The organism is Streptomyces sp. NPDC004134 (genome assembly GCF_042874195.1).
In the GTDB taxonomy this organism is placed as follows: Bacteria; Actinomycetota; Actinomycetes; order Streptomycetales; family Streptomycetaceae; genus Streptomyces.
This window is the reverse complement of the sequence record NZ_JBIAMS010000027.1, coordinates 76,613-95,768: the sequence shown is the minus strand read 5'-3', so window position 1 is coordinate 95,768 and position 19,156 is coordinate 76,613. Positions and strand designations below refer to the sequence as shown.

Sequence of the window (19,156 nt, the reverse complement as noted above, 5' to 3'; positions counted from 1 at the left end):
ACCGCCCCCGGCGGGGCGGCGGTGCCGTGAGCGGGCTACGTCGGGTCCGCGCCCATGGTGTCCAGGACCGGCGGTGCCGGCTCGATCGGCTTCGGCATCACCGCCGCCTCCGAGTGGCCGCCGCAGCCGTACGCGAGGGAGACCACGTGCCCGTCCGCCGGGGAGTACTCGTTGGCGCAGACGCCGAAGGCGCGGCGCAGCGAGCCCGCGATCGGCATGAGGAAGCCGCAGCTCACGCAGGACGCGGGCGCGGCCTGCGCCATCGGCGTCTTGGGGCCGTACTCGTCCTCCCAGCGGTCCGCGGCGGTGTGCAGCCCGTAGCGGGAGAGCACCCGGTGGCGGGTCATGCCCAGCTCGTCGGCGACGGCGCCGATCTCCGCGCGCCGCGGTACGCCGCCGGGCGGCGCCGCCGCGGCCACCGGACCGGCCTCCAGGCCCCCGGCGCCCTCCGCGGCACCCGCGCCCTCCGTGCCGGCCTCGCCGGCCGCCTCCGCCTCCGCGGCCGCGACCTCGGCCGACTCGGCGGCTTCTGCCGGCTCCAGCTCCTCGTCGCCGACCGCGAGCCCCGGCTCCAGCCGCAGGTCCTGGTCCTCCGTCGGCAGCAGGTCGCCGGGGCCCAGGTCGCCGGGGCGCAGCCGCTCGTTCCACGGCACCCACTCCGGCGCCAGCAGTGCGTCCGGCCCCGGCAGCAGCACCGTTTCGTCAAGCGTGACCGCCCGCGCGCGGGACGCCCGCGCGACGGTCACCGCCCAGCGCCAGCCGCGGTAGCCGGGCAGCCGGCACTCGAAGAGGTGGGTCACCACGCGCGTGTCGTCGGCGGTGACGCCGATGTGCTCGCCGACCTGCTCCGCGCCCGCGGCCTCCTCGGCCGCCGCACGGGCGAGGTCGACGGCATCGGCGCACTGCTGGTCGGGCGTGACGCGGCTGCGTACCGCGGCGCCGCGCACGGCGGTCGTCTTGGCGGGGCTGTTCGCAGGGCTCATCTGGCTCACAGTCTTTCGGTACGGACGGCCGGGCGGACGCGGGAGCCGAGGGAGCGGACAGGGGGCCGCGTCAACGCTCGTATCCTCACGACACACTCAGAGGCGCGTCGTTCACCCTACCTGGCGCAGCGCCGGGACCGTACTCCCACCGGCCGTCACGGGCCCCCGCCGCGCCCCTGCGCCCCCCGCCGGCCTGCCCCGTGCCCCGTACGGACCACCCGCGGCACCCCGGATGACCGCATGCGCCCCCGCGGGGTTCTCGCCCTACGGTCCCGCATGCGGGCACTATGGCGAGGTGGTCGAAGACCGGACGGCACCCGCGGCCGGCCCGCTGCAGCAGGCGGGCCGGGCGGTCGGGCGCGCCGTGCGGCGGCCGGTGGTCGGCGCGGGCCGGCGGATCCGGCGGGCCACGGACGCGCAGGGCGCGGGGGAGTCGGGCCTCGGGCGGCTGATGGAGCTGCACATGGTCAACGCCGCCGGGGACATGATGATCACCATCGCGCTGGCGTCGACGGTGTTCTTCTCCGTTCCCACGGACGAGGCCCGCGGCCGGGTCGCGCTCTACCTGGCCATAACGATGGCGCCGTTCGCGGTGCTCGCCCCCGTCGTCGGCCCGCTGCTGGACCGGATCCCGCACGGCCGCCGCGCCGCGATGGCCGGCACGATGTTCGCGCGGCTGGTGCTGGCGCTGGTGCTGTCGGGGGCGGTGAAGACGGGCGACCTGAGCCTGTATCCGGCGGCCCTCGGGGTGCTGGTGTGCTCCAAGTCGTACGGGGTGGTGCGCTCGGCCGTCGTGCCGCGGCTGCTGCCGCGGCGCATCTCGCTGGTGAAGGCCAACAGCCGGGTCACGCTCGCCGGGCTGCTCGCCACCGGCATCGCCGCGCCCGTCGGCGGGCTGCTGCACTTCATCGGCCCGGGCTTCCCGCTGTACGGGGCGATGGTCATCTTCGGCTTCGGCGTCTTCCTGGCGTTCCGGATGCCGCCGGCGGTGGACTCGGCGCGCGGCGAGGGCAAGGCGCAGTTGGCGTCGGGCGAGGAGGGCCGGCTGCGGACGACGTCGAAGCCGGGGCTGCGCTCCGTGGGCCCCTCGGTGCTGTACGCGCTCCAGGCCAACTCCGCGCTGCGCGTGCTGTCGGGGCTGATGACGCTGTTCCTGGCGTTCCTGCTGCGCGGCAACCCGCCGGGCGGGCTGCGGCCCGAACTGGCGCTCGGCATGGCGGCGGTCGCCGCCGGCACGGGCAACGCGCTGGGCTCGGTCATCGGCTCCTGGCTGCGCTCGCGCGGGCCGGAGAAGCTGATCGCCCTGCTGCTGACGCTCGCCCTGACGACGACGGTGCTGGCGGCGGTCTTCTACTCGCTGCCGCTGCTGATCTGCGTCGCGGCGATGGCGGGGTTCGCGCAGTCGCTGGCGAAGCTGTCGCTGGACGCGCTGATCCAGCGGGACGTACCGGAGTACGTGCGCACATCGGCGTTCGCGCGCTCCGAGACGGTGATCCAGTTGTCGTGGGTCGTGGGCGGCGCGATCGGCATCCTGCTGCCGCTGAACGGGGTCGGCGGCATGGCCGCGGGGGCGGCCGTCGTCGCCGTCGGGCTGGCCGCGACCGTACGAGGGCTGCTCACCGCGGCCCGGCACGGCACGCCGCACCCGCGCGTGGCCTGACCGGGGCCGGCAGGTAGCCTGCCCGCATGACCAAAGCGCCCGCCACCACCGTGTTCTCCCGCGCCCGCGGCCTCCGCAGCCGCCGCGGCGCGGCGGCTCTCGGTGCCGTCGTCCTCTCCGCCTTCGCCCTGTCCGCGTGCGAGAAGCCGACGCCGCTGGCGCAGATCACGGTGGACGACCGGACGGCGAGCGCGGAGGCGCAGTGCTACGACGACGGCAAGGACATCGCCAACGAGGAGCTGGAGTCCTGCATCTCGGAGCGCGCGGAGAAGTCGATCACCGTGGACAGCGGCGACCGGGTCAGGATCGGTGTGGAGCCGGAGATCGCGGACAACGGGTGGGTGCTGTTCGTGGACGGCCGGCTGGTGACGTCGCAGCCGAGCAAGCACACGTATGTGACGTACAGCGGGGACCAGTTCTTCAACGCGCAGTCGCAGCCGGGGCAGCCGCCGGTGCAGAGCGACAAGGCGAAGGTCGGGATCGTGGAGATCGACGACGAGGGCAACTACAAGGGCGCGTGGAGCTTCGACCTGAAGCGGAAGCAGTACTGAAGGACCGGTGGCGGTGATGCCCGGCGGCGACGCGGGGACGCGCGGCGGCGGGGGCGGAATGTCGGCGCGGCGGCCTACCCTTGGGCGGGTGCGCGGGAGTGGTGTGATGCCGGGCGGAGACGCGGTGGCCGGGGGCGGACGCGGGTCCGGTGCGCGGGTGCTGGTGGTGGTGGCCGTCGCCGCCGAGGGCGAGGCCGTCGAGCGGGGCGGGCAGGGGTACGACGTCGTGATCGGCGGCGTGGGGCCCGCTGCCGCCGCCGCGGGGGCCGCCACCGCGCTGGCCGCGGCGCCCGTTCCGTACGACCTCGTCATCGCCGCCGGCATCGGCGGCGGCTTCGCGGGCGTCGCGCCCGTGGGCGGGGTCGTCGTGGCGGACGAGATCGTGGCCGCGGACCTGGGGGCGGAGACGCCCGAGGGCTTCGTGCCCGTCACCGAGCTGGGCTTCGGCGCCGTCGCGCACCGGCCGCCGCCGGCCGCGGCGCGCGCCGCCGCGGACGCGGCAGGTGCGGTGCTGGGTACGGTGCTGACCGTGTCCACCGTCACCGGCTCCGCCGAGCGCACCGCCGAGCTGCGCCGCCGCCATCCGCGGGCCGCGGCCGAGGCGATGGAGGGCTTCGGCGTCGCCGAGGCCGCCGCCCGGCAGGGCGTCCCGGTCCTGGAGATCCGCGCGGTGTCCAACGCCGTGGGCCCCCGCGACCGCGCCGCCTGGCGCATCCCGGACGCGCTGAAGGCGCTCACGGCCGCCTTCGCGGCCCTCCCCGACCTGGGCGGACTCCCCGACCTCGCCGCCGTGCCCGACCTCGCGGCCCGGCCCGACCTCGCCGCGGGCGACGCGTCCGCCGCGGATCCGGCCGCCGCGCCCGCCGCCGACGACGCCGGGCCTGCCGCCCGCTCCGCCGCCGCGCCCGCCGCCGGCACGGCCGCCCCACCGGCCACCGACCCCGCCCCACCCGACGGAGAGGAGCCCCGATGACCTCGCCGAGCACCCCGAGCGGCCGGCCGCTCCGGATGGCCTACTCCCCCTGCCCCAACGACACCTTCGTCTTCCACGCCTGGGCCCACGGCCTGGTCCCCGGCGCCCCGCCCCTCGACGTCACCTTCGCCGACATCCACCTCACCAACGGCATGGCGGAGCGCGGCGAACTCGACGTGCTGAAGGTCTCCTACGCCGTCCTCCCGTACGTCCTCGACCGTTACGCCCTCCTCCCCTGCGGCGGCGCCCTCGGCCGGGCCTGCGGCCCCCTGGTGCTCACCGCCGGCGCGCAGCGCCCCGCCGGCCTGGCCGGCAGCACCGTCGCCGTGCCCAGCGAGCGGTCGACGGCCTACCTGCTCTTCCGGCTCTGGGCCGCGGCGGAAGTGCCGGGCGGGGTCGGCGAGGTCGTCGTCATGCCGTTCCACGAGATCATGCCCGCCGTCCGCGACGGCAGGGTCGACGCCGGGCTCGTGATTCACGAGGCCCGCTTCACCTATCAGGGTTACGGACTCCACTGCCTCGCCGACATGGGCGAGCACTGGGAGGCCACCACCGGCCTGCCCATCCCCCTCGGCGCCATCGTCGCCCGCCGCGCCCTCGGCGCGGAGACCCTGCACGCACTCGCCGCCGCGGCCCGCACCTCGGTGCGGATGGCGTGGGACGACCCGGAGGCATCGAGGGCGTACGTGAGGGAGCACGCGCAGGAGATGGACCCCGCCGTGGCGGACCAGCACATCGGCCTGTACGTCAACGAGTTCACCGCCGACCTCGGCGAGGACGGCTACGCGGCCGTGCGCGGTCTGCTCACCCGGGCGGCGGCGGAGGGTCTGGTGCCGCCCGTCGCCCCGGACGCGCTGGCGTTCCCGTAGCGGCAGCCACGGGCCGAAGGTGCCGGCGCGTCCCCTCCCGCCGCCCTCCTCAGACGTCCAACTGATCGGCGACGGCCCGGAGCATCCCGGCGATCTTGCGGCCGTGTGCCTTGTCCGGGTACCTGCCGCGTTCGAGCTGCTGCGTCACGCTCTCCAGGAGCGTCGTCAGATCCTGCACGATCGACGCCAGCTCGTCCGGCTTGCGCCGCTGCGCGGCCGCGACCGACGGGGTGGGGTCCAGCAGCGTCACGGACAGCGCCTGGTCGCCGCGCTGCCCGGCCACCACGCCGAACTCGACGCGCTGACCCGGCCGGAGCGTCTCCACCCCGTCCGGCAGCACCGACGAGTGCACGAAGACGTCACCGCCGTCGTCGCGGGAGAGGAAGCCGAAGCCCTTCTCGCTGTTGAACCACTTGACTTTGCCGGTAGGCACGTGTCGTCGCCCTGTCTTCGTTTTCGTGCTCGCTGCCGTGAAAGAGCAGGAGAGCGGGTCCAGTGACCCGCCACCTCAAGGCTAATGGTCCCCCGCGTGGTGACAAGATGTCGCCGGGTGCTTCCTCAGCGCACAATCCGGCCGCCGGGCGCGCCGCATACCCTGGTCGCGTGAACACCGGAACCTCCCGCCCCGGGGATCTCCTCGTACGCGCCGGGGCGATCGTCTTCCTCGTCGGCGCACTCGGCACCTTCGTCACTTTCGTCCCGTTCTTCATCGGGACGGATCCGCTGCCGACGGCCGCCTATCTCGTGTCCATGCTGATGGGCGTCGGCTTCGGGCTGGCGCTGGCCGGGCTCTTCCGCTCCGCGTCGGCGTCCCGGCGCGAGGCCCGGCAGGCGGCCCCGTAGCGCGGAGCGCCAGGGCGTGGCGCGGTGAACGGGCGGCGGCGCAGAGGCGCGCGGCCCGTCGCGTACGGGCGCCTCAGCCGCCCGCCGCCCCCGCCCGGTGCTCCGCCAGCCACCCCGGGAAGGCCGTCAGGTCCGGCAGCACGACGTCCGCCCCCGCCGCCCGCAGCTCCGCCGCCGGGCACGGACCCGTGGCCACCGCCACCGACAGCACCCGCGCCGCCCGCGCGCCCGCGACGTCCCCGACGTGGTCGCCGACGTACGCCGACGCCGCGTACTCCGTCAGCGCCTCCGCCTTCGCGTCCGCCCACAGCCCGCCGACCACCGCGTCCGGGGCCAGGCCCAGGTGGTCGATGTGCAGCTTCGCCAGCGGCCGGCTCTTGGCGGTGACCACGAGCGCCCGGCCGCCCGCCGCCTGCACCGCCGCGATCGCCGCGGCGGCGCCGGGCAGGGCGGTGGTGGGGGCGATGCCGTGGTCGGGGTAGAGGGCGCGGTAGCGGTCGCCGAGGGCGGCCACGCGGTCGGCGGGGAACCAGTTCGCCAGCTCGCTCTCCACCGGCGGGCCGAGGCGGGAGGTCACCAGGTCGGTGTCGACGTACACGCCGGTCTCGGCGACGATCGCCTCGTACACCGCCTTGATCCCCGGCCGGGAGTCGATGAGGGTCATGTCCAGGTCGAAGCCGACCGTGAAGGACGGCGGCGGGGAGGGAGTAAGCACCCCTCGATTCTGCCTGCCGCCGATTCCGGTCAGGACAGGAGGATGGCCTCCAGCCGTTCGTCGAGGAACGCGCCCACCGTCTCGGCGCTCTCCCCCCGTTCCGCGGCGGCCGGCGGCATGGGGGTGGCCGGGCCGGGGTTGTAGAACCAGACCAGCGACGTGAGCTGCTCCGCGGGCGCGTCCGCGGGCGGGGGCAGCACGCGGTGCCAGCCTGCCTGCCAGCGCCCGTCGCTCCACATGGCGCCCAGCTCGCCGAGGTTGACGGTCAGGGCGTCGGCCTCGGGGTGGTACGGGGCGTCCTCCCATCCGGCCTCCCCATCCGAGGCGTCCGAGGCGTCCGAGGCATCCACGGCGGCCGCGGCGTCCGCGGCGTCCGGCGGGCCCGTGCGGACCTGGAGGCAGCCGAGCCCCTGCTGGCGGTCGAGTACGGCCATCAGGTCCCAGTCCTGGTGCGCGCCGAGCCGGTACTGCCCCGGGCGGGGCGCACCCGTCTCCCGCCTGCTGCGGTACCAGTTGACGTTGCACGTCCACGCCGCGTCCGCGTCGTGGCGGGTGAGGAAGTCGGCGGGCTCGCCGAGGGCGGCGGCGAGGAGTTCGAGCAGGTCGAGCGAGAGGCGCCGCATCTCGCGCACGTACTCCTCGACCGGCTCCCGCAGCGTCGGCGCCTCGGCCGGCCAGACGCCCGGGTGGTGCGGGTAGAGGCTCCACAGCTCCACCAGGTCCGGAGGGCTCGCCGCGTCCTGGATGGCGCCCGCGGATATCCCGCCGGGTCCCGTCCAGCCGCCGTTGCCCTCGTTGCGGTAGCCGTCCTTGACCGCGGGGGGCAGGGCGAAGGCCGTATCGGCGGCTTCCCTCACCGCCGTGCGCAGGGCGGGGTCGACGCCGTGGCCCGAGACCATCACGAACCCGGTGTCGCGCAGGGACGCGTCGAGCCTGGCGAGGGTCCGCCGCCGCTCCTCGGGGCCGCCGGAGCGCCATGCTTCGAGGTCGACCAGGTCGATGGGGGAATTGCTCATGCGGCTGCCCTCTCGGCGGACTCTGCGGCGTGGTGGCCTCATTGTGGCCGCGGGGGACGGCGCCGTACAGCGGACCGGCGGGACGGCGGGGCCCGTACCGTACGGGCGTCACCCGCGGCCGTACGCGGCCCACACCCGCGGTCCTGCGCGGCCCGACGTCCGTACGCGGCCCGATGCCCGTGGCCGTCCCGGCCGTTCCGCAGGCGGCCCTACTTGCGCAGCCGGCGCCGTGCCCGCCACAGCAGGAAGAGCGTCGAGGCGACCGCCGCGAACCGGACGAGCGTGGGCAGCACGTCCGAGAACTCCTGCCCCAGCGTCCCCTCCTTCAGCGGCTCGCCCCACCGCTCCTGACTCCGCCCCCACAGCCACACCAGCCCGGCGGCCCCCACCGTGCCCGGCACCCCGAGCGCGGCCCACTTCTTCTCCGTCATCGACAGCCGCCGCGAGGTGTACACCAGGGCCCAGCCGACGACCGACGCCATCCACTGGTCGAGCGCGGCGCCCCCCAGCAGCGCGCCCATCGCCAGCACCTCCAGCAGCCCGGCGCTGCGCAGGAGTTCGCGGGTGGCGGTGCCGCGGCGGCTCGGCGGCGAGGGCTCCTCGTCCTCGTACGCCTCCTCTTCCTCGGCCTCCGCGGCCTCCCGCCGGGCCTGCTTGGCCTTGGCGGCGCGGGCCGCGCGCGCGGCGTTCGCCGCCTTGGCGGCCTTCGCGGCGCGGGCGGCCCGGCCCATGGCGCCCGCGCCGCCGCCCTTCTGCGCGCCCTTCTCCTCCTCATCGTCGCCGTCCCGCTGGTCCGGCGGCTGGAACAGCTCCGGGAGTTCGATGCCGCCGGTGAACCCCGGCACGTTGTCGGCGCCGCTGCCGGCGCCGGGCATCGGTCCCGCGAACGGCGCGGGCTCCACGCGCCACCAGTCGGGATCGGCGTGCGCGGGGTCGAGTTCGTCCTCGCCGGCGAGGTGCGGCGGGGCGGCGGCGGTGGGCGGCGGCTCGGCGGGCGGGGTGAAGTCCTCGGGCGCGGGCCTGGGCACCTCGGGCGCGGGCCGCTTCGGCGCCCTGCCGCCCGTCCCGCCGCCCGCCTCGCCGCCGCCGGTACGCGGCCGGGGCAGCCGCCCCAGCCACCGCTCCGACCCGCCGACCCGCGGCCGCGGCAGCCGCGACGTCAGCCCGCCGCCACCGCCCGGCGGCTCCCCGGGCTGCACCGCGACCTCCGGCACCGCGGAGGCGGGGTCCCGCTTGGCGGCCTCGACGATGTCGCCGGGACTGCCGAACCGGGCGAGCACCTGCTTCACCGCGGACACGCTGTGCGCGCCCTCGGCGGCGCGCACCTTGTCGATGCTGGCCCGCAGTTCGTTGACCAGCCGCATGCGCTGCCCGGAGGGCAGGGCACGCTGCTGCGCGATGTCGCCGACGCGGCTCAGGTAGTCGTATACGAGCTGGTCGCTCTCGATGCCCACCGAATCCCCTACGGCCGTGCGCTGTTGACCTGTCGACCGTACCGCGCGCACGGCCGCCCCCTCGCCCCCGCGCACGCCGCCCGGGGGCCCCGGGCGGCCGCGGCGGCCGGTGCGGCGCGCGTACGCGGCGGGGGACCGAATACGCTGCGGCGGACCGGCACCTCCCGCGACAAGGAGCCTCAGTGGACCCCCTGGACCCCGTGGCCGACCCCACCGCCCGGCTGCGTACCGCGGCGCTCGACGCCTGGGCGGCCTCGGCCGCGCGCTTCCGGGAGGACGCCAACGCGGAGGAGGACCTGGCGCTCGGCGGCTACCGCGACCGCCTGGTGGTCGAGCTGGCGCAGAACGCGGCGGACGCGGCAGCGCGCGCAGGCGCGGCGGGCCGACTGAGGTTGACGCTGACGGCGACCGGCGAAGGCGAAGGCGCCGGGGTGCTGACCGTCGCCAACTCCGGGGCGCCCCTCGACGCCGCCGGGGTCGAGTCGCTGTCGACGCTGCGGGCCTCCGCCAAGCGCGGGGAGGACACCGAGGAGGCCGTCGGGCGGTTCGGGGTGGGGTTCTCGGCCGTGCTGGCCGTCAGCGACGCGCCCGCGGTCGCCTCCCGCGGCGGCGCCCGCGTGCGCTGGTCGCTGGCGGAGGCGCGGGAGCTGGTCCGTACGACCGCGGAGCGCAACCCCGCGCTCGCCGGGGAAGCCGCCCGCCGCGACGGCCACGTCCCCCTGCTACGCCTTCCCCTGCCCCTCGCGGAGGCCGACGCCCCGGCCGTACCCGAGGGGTACGACACCGCCGTCCGGCTGCCGCTCCGCGACGAGGCCGCCGCCGCCCTCGCCGGCCGGCTGCTCGGCGGCATCGACGACGCGCTGCTGCTCGCCCTGCCCGGCCTCGCCGAGGTCGTCGTGGAGACCCCCGGGGGCGTACGCACGCTGCGCCGCCGCGAGGACGGCCCGTACACGGTCGTCGAGGACACCGGCCGCACGGACCGGCCCCCCCGGGCCGGAGATCCCGCCGCCACCCGCTACCGCACCCGCACCGCCGCGGGCCGCCTCGATCCCCACCTCCTCGCCGGCCGCCCCGTGGAGGAACGCCTCCGCCCCACCTGGACCGTCACCTGGGCCGTCCCCGTGGACCCCGACGGCGCGCCCGCCGCGCCCGCCACCGCCGCCGTGCTCCACGCCCCCACCCCCACCGACGAACCCCTCGGCGTCCCCGCCCTGCTCATCGCGTCCTTCCCCCTCGAACCCACCCGCCGCCACCTCGCCCCGGGACCGCTCACCGACTTCCTCGTCGCCCGCGCCGCCGACGCCTACGCCGAACTCCTCGCCGACTGGGCCCCGCTGACCCCCGGCACCATCGACCTCGTGCCGGGACCCCTCGGCCGCGGCGAGCTGGACGGCGCCCTGCGCGCGGGCATCCTGCGGCTCCTGCCGGGCGTCGCGTTCCTGCCCCCGGCCGCGCCCGAGGAGGGCGCCAAGCCGCAGCCACTGCGCCCCGGCGACGCGCTGGTCGCCGAGGGCGCGGGCGCCGAGACGGTACGCCGGCTCGGCGACGTCTTCCCGCACCTGCTGCCCGCCGGTCTGGAGCGCCGCGGCGAGCTGCGCACCCTCGGCGTCGCCCGGCTGCCGCTCGGCGAACTGGTCGAACGGCTGGCGCGTGTGGAGCGCCCGGCCGCCTGGTGGCACGGCCTCTACGGCTCCCTCGCCGGCACCGACCCGGAGGAACTGGGCGGCCTGCCGGTGCCGCTGGCCGACGGCCGCGTGGTCGTCGGCCCGCGGCAGGTGCTGCTGCCGGCCGGCGACATCGACACCGGCGGTACGAGCGACGCCAGCGGGCGGTCCGCCCGGCTCGCCCGGCTCGGGCTGCGCGTCGCCGACCCCGTCGCCGCGCACCCCGTGCTGGAGCAGCTCGGCGCCGTGCCCGCCACGCCGCGCGCCGTGCTGACGACGCCGCAGGTGCGGGCGGCGGTGGCGGGGTCGCTCGACGCGGGGGAGGTGTGGTTCGACGAAGGGCCCGAGGAGGGCGCGCCGGATCCGGAGGAGCTGGCGGACATCGTCCTCGGGCTGGTCCGCGACGCGCACCTGGCGCCGGGCGACGAGCCGTGGCTGGCCGCCCTCGCGCTGCCCGACGAGGACGGCGACCCCGCCCCCGCCGGGGAACTCGTCTACCCCGGCAGCCCGTTCGCCGCCGTCATCCGACCGGGTGAGCTGGCGTACTGCGCCGCCGGCCTGGTCGAGCGGTGGGGGGAGGAGCCGTTGACGGCGGTGGGGGTGCAGGCGGACTTCGTGCTCGTACGCGCCGAGGACGTCGTCCTCGACCCCGACGAGCTGGAGCCCCGCGACACGCCCTACCCCGAAGCCGACGACGCCGGGCTGCTCGACGCGGTCGACGTGTGGTGCGAGGACGTCCTCGACCAGCTTCCGGAGACCCCCGTCCCGCCGGTGCTCACCGAACTGGTGGGCGTACGGGACCTGGACCTGGTGGACGACGCGCACTGGCCGCAGGCCCTCGCGCTGCTGTCCCGCCCGCCGCTGCGCGAGGCGCTGACGCGCCCGGCGCGCGTCCTGCTGCCGAACGGCGAGGCGTATCCCGTACGCCCGTACACCGCCTGGTGGCTGCGCGGCAACCCCGTACTCGACGGCCGCCCGCCCGCGGGACTGCGCGCCGCGGGCGGCGACCCGCTGCTCACCGGGCTGTACGAGGCGGCCGACGCGTCCGCCGTCGGCGACGAACAGGTCCTGCGCGCCCTGGGCGTACGCACCTCCGCCGCCGCGCTCCTCGACGAGCCGGGCGGCGCCGCGGAACTCCTCGCCCGCCTCGCGGATCCCGCCCACGACGTCCCCCCGGGCCGGCTCCACGCCCTGTACACCCTCCTCGCCGGACTCGACCCCGAGGACGTCACCCTCCCGGACGACCTCCGCGCGGTCCGCGACGGCGCCACGGAGGTGGTACCGGCCGGCGAAGCCCTCGTCGCGGACGCCCCCGACCTCGTGCCCCTGGCCACCGCGCACCCGCTGCTCCCGGTCGCCCCGGGGCAGGCGGCGGCGCTGGGGGAACTGCTCCAGGTCCGGCGGCTGACGGAGGTGTACGAGGCCCCGGTGGACACGGCGGGCGAGACCCGCGAGGTCCCGCGGCCCGTACGGGACCTGCTCGGCCCGGACACCCCGGCGACGTACGAGGAACACGGGCAACTGACCGCGGGCGGCACCGAACTCGACTGGCGCCGCACTCCGGACGGCACCGTCCACGCGGCCACGATGGAGGGCCTGGCGGCCGGTCTGGCGTGGGCTACGGGGCAGTGGCAGCGGCGGTTCGAGGCGGCGGCGCTGCTGGAGGACCCGACGCGGACGCGGGAGCTGGCGGAGGCCCGATGGTTCGACTGAGGCCCGACTGAGGTTCGACTGAGGAGGGGCGGTCCCCAGGACCCCGGGCACGGAAGGGCGCAACAGGGGCCGGGTGAACGGAACAAGCAGTCACCCGGCCCCGTGGAACCTTCCGTGCCTACGCCGCCGGAGCCAGCTCCTCCGCCCGCTGCGACGGCACGAACGCGACGTGCTTGCGCCCCCGCCGCAGGTCTATCCGCAGCCGCAGCCCGCCGACCCGGGCCAGCACCAGACCCACCGTGACGGCCGCGAGCGCGGATATCACCCCGCAGGTCAGGAACCCGATCCGGGCGCCGAACGTGTCCGTCGCCCAGCCGACGACCGGCCCGCCGATCGGCGTCCCGCCGACGAACACCATGACGAACAGGCTCATCACCCGGCCCCGCATGGCCTCGTCCGTGGCGAGCTGGACGTTGGCGTTCGCGGTCGTGTTGAAGAGCAGCCCGGCCGCGCCCACCGGCACCAGCAGCGCTGCGAAGAGCCAGAACGCCGGCGACACCGCCGCGACGATCTCCAGCACGCCGAACGCCAGCGCCGCGAGCACCGTCAGCCGCATCCTGCTGACCCCGCGCCGCGCCGCGAACAGCGCGCCGCCGAGGGAGCCGGCGGCCATCAGCGAGTTCAGCAGCCCGTACGTGCCGGCGTCGCCGTGGAAGACCTCGTCCACGTACGCGGTGAGCCAGATCGGGAAGTTGTAGCCGAACGTGCCGATGAAGCCGACCAGGACGATCGGCCACAGCAGCTCGGGCCGCCCGGCGACGTACTTCAGGCCCTCGCGCAACTGCCCCTTCCCGCGCGGCGCGCGCTCGACGCGGTGCAGCTCCGCGGTGCGCATGAGCAGCAGCCCGGTGATGGGGGCGATGAAGGAGAGCCCGTTCAGCAGGAACGCCCAGCCGCTGCCCACGGCGGTGATGAGGACGCCGGCGACGGCGGGCCCGAGGAGGCGGGCCGTCTGGAAGTTGGCGGCGTTGAGGCTGACGGCGTTCTGCATCTGCTCCTTGCCGACCAGCTCGGCGACGAACACCTGCCGCGCCGGGTTGTCGACGACGGTGGCGAGGCCGAGCAGGAACGCCATGAGGTAGACGTGCCAGACCGTCACGGCTCCGCTCAGCGTGAGCGCCGCGAGCGCGAGGCCGATGAGGCCCATGGCAGCCTGGGTGGCCAGGAGCAGCTTGCGCTTCGGCAGCCGGTCGGCGAGGACGCCGCCGTAGAGGCCGAACAGCAGCATGGGCAGGAACTGCAGCGCGGTGGTGATGCCGACGGCGGTGGCGGATCCCGTGAGGCTGAGCACCAGCCAGTCCTGGGCGATGCGCTGCATCCAGGTACCGGTGTTGGAGACCACCTGGCCGCCGGCGAAGAGCCGGTAGTTGCGGATCCTCAGCGAGCTGAAGGTGCCGCGTCTGCTGCTCTCCTCTTCTTCTTCGTAGTCATCGGGCGCGGGTGCGGGTGCGGAGTCTGCTCCGGGTCCCGTACTCAAGGCGTTCTCCTCCGGTCATCGTCCTTCGTCAGCGTGGTGTGGCCTCCGGCATCGGCAGGTGGGCCAGCTTTTCGAGCACCGGCGCGGCGTCGCGCAGCGTGGCCCACTCCTCCTCGGAGAGACCTCCGGCCAGCTCGGCCAGCCAGGCGTTGCGCTTGCGGCGGCTCTCCTCGAGCATCGCCTCGGCCTGCTCGGTCTGGCTGACGACCTTCTGCCGCCGGTCCTCCGGGTGCGGCTCCAGCCGGACCAGCCCCTTGGTCTCCAGCATGGCGACGATGCGCGTCATCGACGGCGGCTGGACGTGCTCCTTGCGCGCCAGCTCACCGGGGCCGAGCGGACCGCAGCGGAAGAGCGTGCCGAGCACCGACATCTCGGTCGGGCTCAGCGACTCGTCCACGCGCTGGTGCCGCAGCCGGCGGGTCAGGCGCATGATCGCGGAGCGGAGCGAGTTCACCGCGGCGGCGTTCTCCTCCTGGGACAGGTCGGGCATGGTCATTAGCGTACCTCATTACTTTAGCTAAGTAAAGTTCGGAAGCCGAGACAGAGGAGGTTACGGCCTGGTCGTGCGGCCCACCCGAAAGGATGACCGCGTACGGGAAAGCCCGCCCCCGGTATACGCGACGGGCGACCCTGAGCGGCATGGGGACACACGTGCTGAGTCTGCGAATAGACGGCAACCTCCTCGACCGCCTCCGCACCCACGCGGCGAAGCGGGACATGCCGGTGCAGGACTATGTGCTGCAACTGCTGCAGCGCAACGACTTCGACGAACGCGTCCAGACCGCAGAAGCAGAATCCGCCCGCCTCACCCACTGGCCCACGACCACGCCCACGGCCCCGGTTCCGGCCGCCACCGCCGCGGGACACGGTCAGTTGAGGCCCAGCCAGCGTTCGATGGGTTCCAGGGCGAAGTAGACGACGAACACCGCCGACGTCACCCACAGCGCCGGCCGGACGCTCGCCGGGCGGCCGACCGCCGTGCGCAGGAGGGTGTGGGCGAGGAAGCCCATGCCGATGCCGACCGTGATGCTGTAGCTGAACGGCATCAGGACGATGGTCAGGAAGGCGGGGGCCGCGATCGTCGTGTCGGACCAGTCGATGCTGCGGATGTTGGCCGACAGGATCAGGAAGCCGACCACCACCAGCGCCGGGGTCGCCGCCTGCGAGGGGACGATCGTCACCAGCGGGGTGAAGACCAGCGCCAGCAGGAACAGCCCGCCGGTGACCAGGTTCGCGAGGCCCGTACGCGCGCCCTCGCCGACGCCCGCGGTGGACTCGGCGAAGGCCGTGCTCGCCGAGGCGGAGGCGGCGCCGCCCAGGGCGACCGCGGCGCCGTCGGCCATGAGGACCCGGTTCATCTCGGGGAGGCGGCCGTGTTCGTCGAGCAGGCGGGCCTCCTCCGTGACGCCGAGGATCGTGCCCATCGCGTCGAAGAAGCCGGACAGCAGCACGGTGAAGACGAAGAGGCAGCCCGTCAGGATCCCCGCCTCGCGGAAGCCGCCGAAGAGGCTCGCCCTGCCGAGCAGGCCGAAGTGGGGGGCCTCGACGACGTGGTCGGGGAGCACCGGCGCCGTCAGGCCCCACTCCTTCTCCGGGAGGTCGGCGACCGCGTGGATGATCACGGCGAGGACCGTCATCGTGACGATGCTGACCAGGATCGCGCCGCGGAAGCGGCGGGCCAGCAGCACGAAGGTCAGCCCGAGGCCCAGCATGAAGACCAGGACCGGCCACCCCTTCAGGTGGCCCGCCGTGCCCAGGGTGAGGGGGACGGTGGTCTGCGCGGAGTCCGGGTTGCGGGTGACGAAGCCCGCGTCGACCAGGCCGACGAGGGCGATGAACAGGCCGATGCCGATCGCGATGGCCTTGCGCAGGCCGTCGGGGATCGCGGACATCACCCGTTCCCGTAGCCCCGTGGCCACCAGCAGCATGATGATCAGCCCCGCGAGCACCACCATGCCCATCGCGTCCGCCCACGACATCTCCGGCGCGAGCTGGAGCGACACCACGGCGTTGATGCCGAGTCCCGCGGCGCAGGCGACGGGGACGTTGCCGAGGACGCCCATGAGGAGGGTGGTCACCGCCGCGACCAGCACGGTGGCCGTGACCAGTTCGCCGTGGTCCAGCTTGTGGCCGAACTTGTCCTTCGCCGAGCCCAGGATGATCGGGTTCAGCACGATGATGTACGCCATGGCGAAGAACGTCGCCAGCCCGCCCCGCAGCTCCTGGGTGACGGACGACCCGCGCCGCGAGATGTGGAAGTAGGCGTCGAGCGGCGAAGGGGGCCGGGGCGGGGGGCCGTCCCCGGGGGCCGTACCGGTGGTCTTCGCGTTGGGGGGCATGCGTGACCTTCGTGCGGAACAGCGGCCGGACTTCGGTGCCCACTCAGTATGCCGCCGTGATCGGCCCCGTACCCTGGTCGACATGGGCAAGAAGGCGTACAGGCACGCGGCGCCGGAGCCGTTCGAGGGCGACATCAGGGCGGTGACGGTCGGCGGCACCGTGCTGTGGCTCGTGCTCTTCGTGGTCCAGTTGCCGTTCCTCGGCTGGCTGGACGACCACGACCGCATGTGGTGGCTGTGGACCTGCCTGGCGGGCGCCGGTCTCGGCGTCCTCGGCCTCTGGTACGTACGCCGCCGCGAGGCCGCGCTTGCGCGGGGCGGCGACACGGGCGCCCAGTCGAACACGTAACGTCGTACGCATGACGCAGCGGGTCGAGACGGCCGCCGACGGCGGCGAGGGGCCGGAGCCCGGCGGTACGTCGGGCGGGAGTGGCGGGGAGCCCGGCGGAGAGCCGGGCCGGGGCGGGGCGAACGGGGCGGGCGGTACCGCCGTCGCGCTGCGGCACGACGGGCTCACCACCGCCGAGGTCGCCGAGCGCGTCGCCCGCGGCGAGGTCAACGACGTTCCCGTACGCTCCTCCCGCTCCACCGCCGACATCGTCCGCGCCAACGTCTTCACCCGCTTCAACGCCATCATCGGCGTCCTGTGGGTCATCATGCTCGTCGTCGCGCCCATCCAGGACAGCCTCTTCGGCTTCGTGATCCTCGCGAACACCGGCATCGGCATCATCCAGGAGCTGCGCGCCAAGAAGACCCTCGACAACCTCGCCGTCATCGGCGAGGCCAGGCCGCAGGTGCGCCGCGACGGCCGCAGCGTGGAGATCCCCACCGCCGAGATCGTCCTCGGCGACCTCGTCGAGCTGGGGCCCGGCGACAAGGTCGTCGTCGACGGCGAGGTGCTGGAGTCCGACAGCCTGGAGGTCGACGAGTCGCTGCTCACCGGCGAGGCCGACCCCGTCGTCAAGCAGCCCGGCGACAAGGTGCTCTCCGGCAGCTTCGTCGTCGCCGGCGGCGGCGCGTTCACGGCGACGAAGGTGGGGCGCGAGGCGTACGCCGTGCAGTTGGCGGAGGAGGCGTCGCGCTTCACGCTCGTCCACTCCGAGCTGCGCAGCGGCATCAGCACGATCCTCAAGTACGTGACGTACATGATGATCCCGGCCGCCATCGGACTGGTCATCAGCCAGCTCGTGGTCGAGAACAACAGCCCGCAGGACGCCATCCGCCGCATGGTCGGCGGCATCGTGCCGATGGTGCCCGAGGGGCTGGTGCTGCTGACCTCGGTGGCGTTCGCCATAGGGGTCATCCGGCTCGGCCGCAAGCAGTGCCTCGTGCAGGAGCTGCCCGCGATCGAGGGGCTCGCGCGGGTCGACGTCGTCTGCCTCGACAAGACCGGCACCCTCACCGAGGGCGGCATGGACGTCACCGAGCTGCGGCCGCTGGGCGGCACGGCGGAGGCGGACGTACGGCGGGTGCTGGGCGCGTTCGGCTCGTCCGACTCGCGGCCGAACGCCAGCCTCCAGGCCATCATCGAGGCGTACCCGGACACCGGGGAGCTGCGCTGCACGGGGGCGCTGCCGTTCTCCTCGGCGCGCAAGTACAGCGGGGCGGCGTTCGACGGGGACGGTGCCGGTGCGGGCACGTGGCTGCTGGGCGCCCCCGACGTGCTGCTGCCCGCCGGCGACGACTCCCTCGCCGAGATCGACGACCTCAACGCCCAGGGCCTGCGCGTGCTGCTGCTCGCCCGCGCCGTACGGGATCTCGACGACCCGGAGGTGGCGGCCGGCGTCGAGCCCGCCGCGCTGGTCGTCCTGGAGCAGCGGCTGCGCCCGGACGCCGCCGACACCCTCCGGTACTTCGCGGACGAGCGGGTCGAGACGAAGATCATCTCGGGGGACAACGCGGTGTCCGTGGGCGCGGTGGCCGCGAAGCTCGGCATGGCGCGCGCGGACCGTACGGTCGACGCGCGCACCCTGCCCGCCGATCGCGACGAGATGGCCGCCGTCCTCGACGACAACGCGGTCTTCGGCCGCGTCAACCCCCAGCAGAAGCGCGACATGGTCGCCGCGCTGAAGTCCCGCGGCCACGACGTGGCGATGACGGGCGACGGCGTCAACGACGTGCTGGCGCTGAAGGACGCGGACATCGGCGTGTCCATGGGCTCGGGCTCGGAGGCGTCGAAGGCCGTCGCGCAGATCGTCCTGCTGAACAACAGCTTCGCCACCCTCCCCTCGGTGGTCGCCGAAGGCCGCCGGGTCATCGGCAACATCGAGCGGGTCGCGAACCTGTTCCTGGTCAAGACCGTCTACTCGGTGCTGCTGGCGCTGCTCGTCGTCGCCACGCAGGTGCCGTATCCCTTCCTGCCGCGGCATCTGACGCTGCTGTCGACGCTGACGATCGGCGTGCCGGCGTTCTTCCTGGCGCTGGCGCCGAACAAGGAGCGGGCGCGGCCGCACTTCGTGCGCCGGGTGATGCGGTACGCGATCCCGGCGGGGCTGATCGCCGGGACGGCGACGTTCGTGACATACATGCTGGCGCGGTCCCACTACTCGGGGCCCGGGGCGCTGGACGCGGAGACGTCGGCGGCGACGCTGACGCTGTTCCTGATCGCGATGTGGGTGCTGGTGATCGTCGCGCGGCCGTACACCTGGTGGCGGGTGGGGCTGGTCGGGACGATGGCGCTGGGGTTCGTGATGGTGCTGGTCACGCCGTGGCTGCAGAAGTTCTTCGCGCTGAAGCTGGTGGGTACGGAGATGCCGTGGACGGCGGTGGGGATCGCGGTCGTGTCGGCGGTGCTGCTGGAGTTCGCGTGGCGGTGGGTGACGCGCCGGTTCCCGGACTGAGGCGGGCGTGACGGCCGTGGCGGCGGGCGGTACGGGTGCGGGCGAGCCGGGTGCAGGCG

General features: G+C 74.9%; 16 protein-coding genes and 1 pseudogene. 9 read left to right on the top strand and 8 right to left on the bottom strand.

Annotated features, from left to right (window positions below; translation table 11 throughout):
• Window positions 1-35: 35 nt before the first annotated feature.
• The gene (locus tag ACFYVJ_RS28345; protein ID WP_388897246.1) at window positions 36-947 is read right to left on the bottom strand and encodes a DUF3027 domain-containing protein; all 912 of its coding nucleotides are present in this window, start codon (window positions 945-947) and stop codon (window positions 36-38) included.
• 268 nt (window positions 948-1,215) lie between these two features.
• Here ACFYVJ_RS28345 and ACFYVJ_RS28340 point away from each other — a divergent pair, with 268 nt between their 5' ends.
• From ACFYVJ_RS28340 to ACFYVJ_RS28325, 4 genes and pseudogenes are all read left to right on the top strand, one after another.
• Complete coding sequence (locus ACFYVJ_RS28340; RefSeq protein ID WP_388897163.1) at window positions 1,216-2,643, top strand: MFS transporter; 1,428 nt, start codon at window positions 1,216-1,218, stop codon at window positions 2,641-2,643.
• A 26-nt stretch (window positions 2,644-2,669) separates the two neighbouring features.
• The gene (locus tag ACFYVJ_RS28335) at window positions 2,670-3,194 is read left to right on the top strand and encodes a hypothetical protein (protein ID WP_388897160.1); all 525 of its coding nucleotides are present in this window, start codon (window positions 2,670-2,672) and stop codon (window positions 3,192-3,194) included.
• A 106-nt stretch (window positions 3,195-3,300) separates the two neighbouring features.
• Window positions 3,301-3,951 (top strand): annotated as a pseudogene (locus ACFYVJ_RS28330) (futalosine hydrolase); the annotation flags it as partial.
• A 212-nt stretch (window positions 3,952-4,163) separates the two neighbouring features.
• Complete coding sequence (locus ACFYVJ_RS28325; protein WP_388897158.1) at window positions 4,164-5,036, top strand: 1,4-dihydroxy-6-naphthoate synthase; 873 nt, start codon at window positions 4,164-4,166, stop codon at window positions 5,034-5,036.
• A gap of 49 nt (window positions 5,037-5,085) precedes the next feature.
• Here ACFYVJ_RS28325 and ACFYVJ_RS28320 read toward each other — a convergent pair whose 3' ends face one another.
• Window positions 5,086-5,469 carry a cold-shock protein gene (locus tag ACFYVJ_RS28320; RefSeq protein WP_018836124.1) on the bottom strand — a complete coding sequence of 128 codons (384 nt, stop codon included), beginning with the start codon at window positions 5,467-5,469 and terminating at the stop codon, window positions 5,086-5,088.
• 170 nt (window positions 5,470-5,639) lie between these two features.
• Here ACFYVJ_RS28320 and ACFYVJ_RS28315 point away from each other — a divergent pair, with 170 nt between their 5' ends.
• Window positions 5,640-5,879 (top strand): hypothetical protein, encoded by a 240-nt coding sequence (locus ACFYVJ_RS28315; protein ID WP_047016368.1) that lies wholly within the window; start codon window positions 5,640-5,642, stop codon window positions 5,877-5,879.
• Window positions 5,880-5,952: 73 nt separating this feature from the next.
• On the opposite strand, the gene ACFYVJ_RS28310 is transcribed toward ACFYVJ_RS28315, so the two are convergent.
• From ACFYVJ_RS28310 to ACFYVJ_RS28300, 3 genes are all read right to left on the bottom strand, one after another.
• A complete protein-coding gene (locus tag ACFYVJ_RS28310) occupies window positions 5,953-6,543 on the bottom strand; it encodes an HAD family hydrolase (protein WP_388897243.1) in 591 nt (196 codons plus the stop codon).
• 80 nt (window positions 6,544-6,623) lie between these two features.
• Window positions 6,624-7,610, bottom strand: a complete 987-nt coding sequence (locus ACFYVJ_RS28305; protein ID WP_388897154.1) for a 2-oxoglutarate and iron-dependent oxygenase domain-containing protein — start codon at window positions 7,608-7,610, stop codon at window positions 6,624-6,626.
• A gap of 209 nt (window positions 7,611-7,819) precedes the next feature.
• On the bottom strand, window positions 7,820-9,064 hold the full coding sequence (locus ACFYVJ_RS28300) for a hypothetical protein (RefSeq protein ID WP_388897151.1): 1,245 nt from the start codon (window positions 9,062-9,064) through the stop codon (window positions 7,820-7,822).
• A gap of 182 nt (window positions 9,065-9,246) precedes the next feature.
• On the opposite strand from ACFYVJ_RS28300, the gene ACFYVJ_RS28295 reads away from it, so the two are divergent.
• A complete protein-coding gene (locus ACFYVJ_RS28295) occupies window positions 9,247-12,441 on the top strand; it encodes a sacsin N-terminal ATP-binding-like domain-containing protein (RefSeq protein WP_388897149.1) in 3,195 nt (1,064 codons plus the stop codon).
• 118 nt (window positions 12,442-12,559) lie between these two features.
• Here ACFYVJ_RS28295 and ACFYVJ_RS28290 read toward each other — a convergent pair whose 3' ends face one another.
• Window positions 12,560-13,918 (bottom strand): MFS transporter, encoded by a 1,359-nt coding sequence (locus ACFYVJ_RS28290; RefSeq protein WP_388897146.1) that lies wholly within the window; start codon window positions 13,916-13,918, stop codon window positions 12,560-12,562.
• Between the two features lie 28 nt (window positions 13,919-13,946).
• The gene (locus ACFYVJ_RS28285; protein ID WP_388897143.1) at window positions 13,947-14,408 is read right to left on the bottom strand and encodes a MarR family winged helix-turn-helix transcriptional regulator; all 462 of its coding nucleotides are present in this window, start codon (window positions 14,406-14,408) and stop codon (window positions 13,947-13,949) included.
• 149 nt (window positions 14,409-14,557) lie between these two features.
• On the opposite strand from ACFYVJ_RS28285, the gene ACFYVJ_RS28280 reads away from it, so the two are divergent.
• A complete protein-coding gene (locus ACFYVJ_RS28280) occupies window positions 14,558-14,833 on the top strand; it encodes a hypothetical protein (protein WP_388897140.1) in 276 nt (91 codons plus the stop codon).
• Here ACFYVJ_RS28280 and ACFYVJ_RS28275 read toward each other — a convergent pair.
• Window positions 14,788-16,257 (bottom strand): NCS2 family permease, encoded by a 1,470-nt coding sequence (locus ACFYVJ_RS28275; protein WP_388897137.1) that lies wholly within the window; start codon window positions 16,255-16,257, stop codon window positions 14,788-14,790. The genes ACFYVJ_RS28280 and ACFYVJ_RS28275 overlap by 46 nt on opposite strands.
• 82 nt (window positions 16,258-16,339) lie before the next feature.
• Between ACFYVJ_RS28275 and ACFYVJ_RS28270 the strand changes: the two genes are divergently transcribed.
• On the top strand, window positions 16,340-16,606 hold the full coding sequence (locus ACFYVJ_RS28270) for a DUF2530 domain-containing protein (RefSeq protein WP_388897134.1): 267 nt from the start codon (window positions 16,340-16,342) through the stop codon (window positions 16,604-16,606).
• Window positions 16,607-16,616: 10 nt separating this feature from the next.
• Window positions 16,617-19,097, top strand: coding sequence for a cation-translocating P-type ATPase (locus tag ACFYVJ_RS28265; protein ID WP_388897131.1), 2,481 nt, complete (start codon window positions 16,617-16,619; stop codon window positions 19,095-19,097).
• Window positions 19,098-19,156 lie beyond the last annotated feature (59 nt).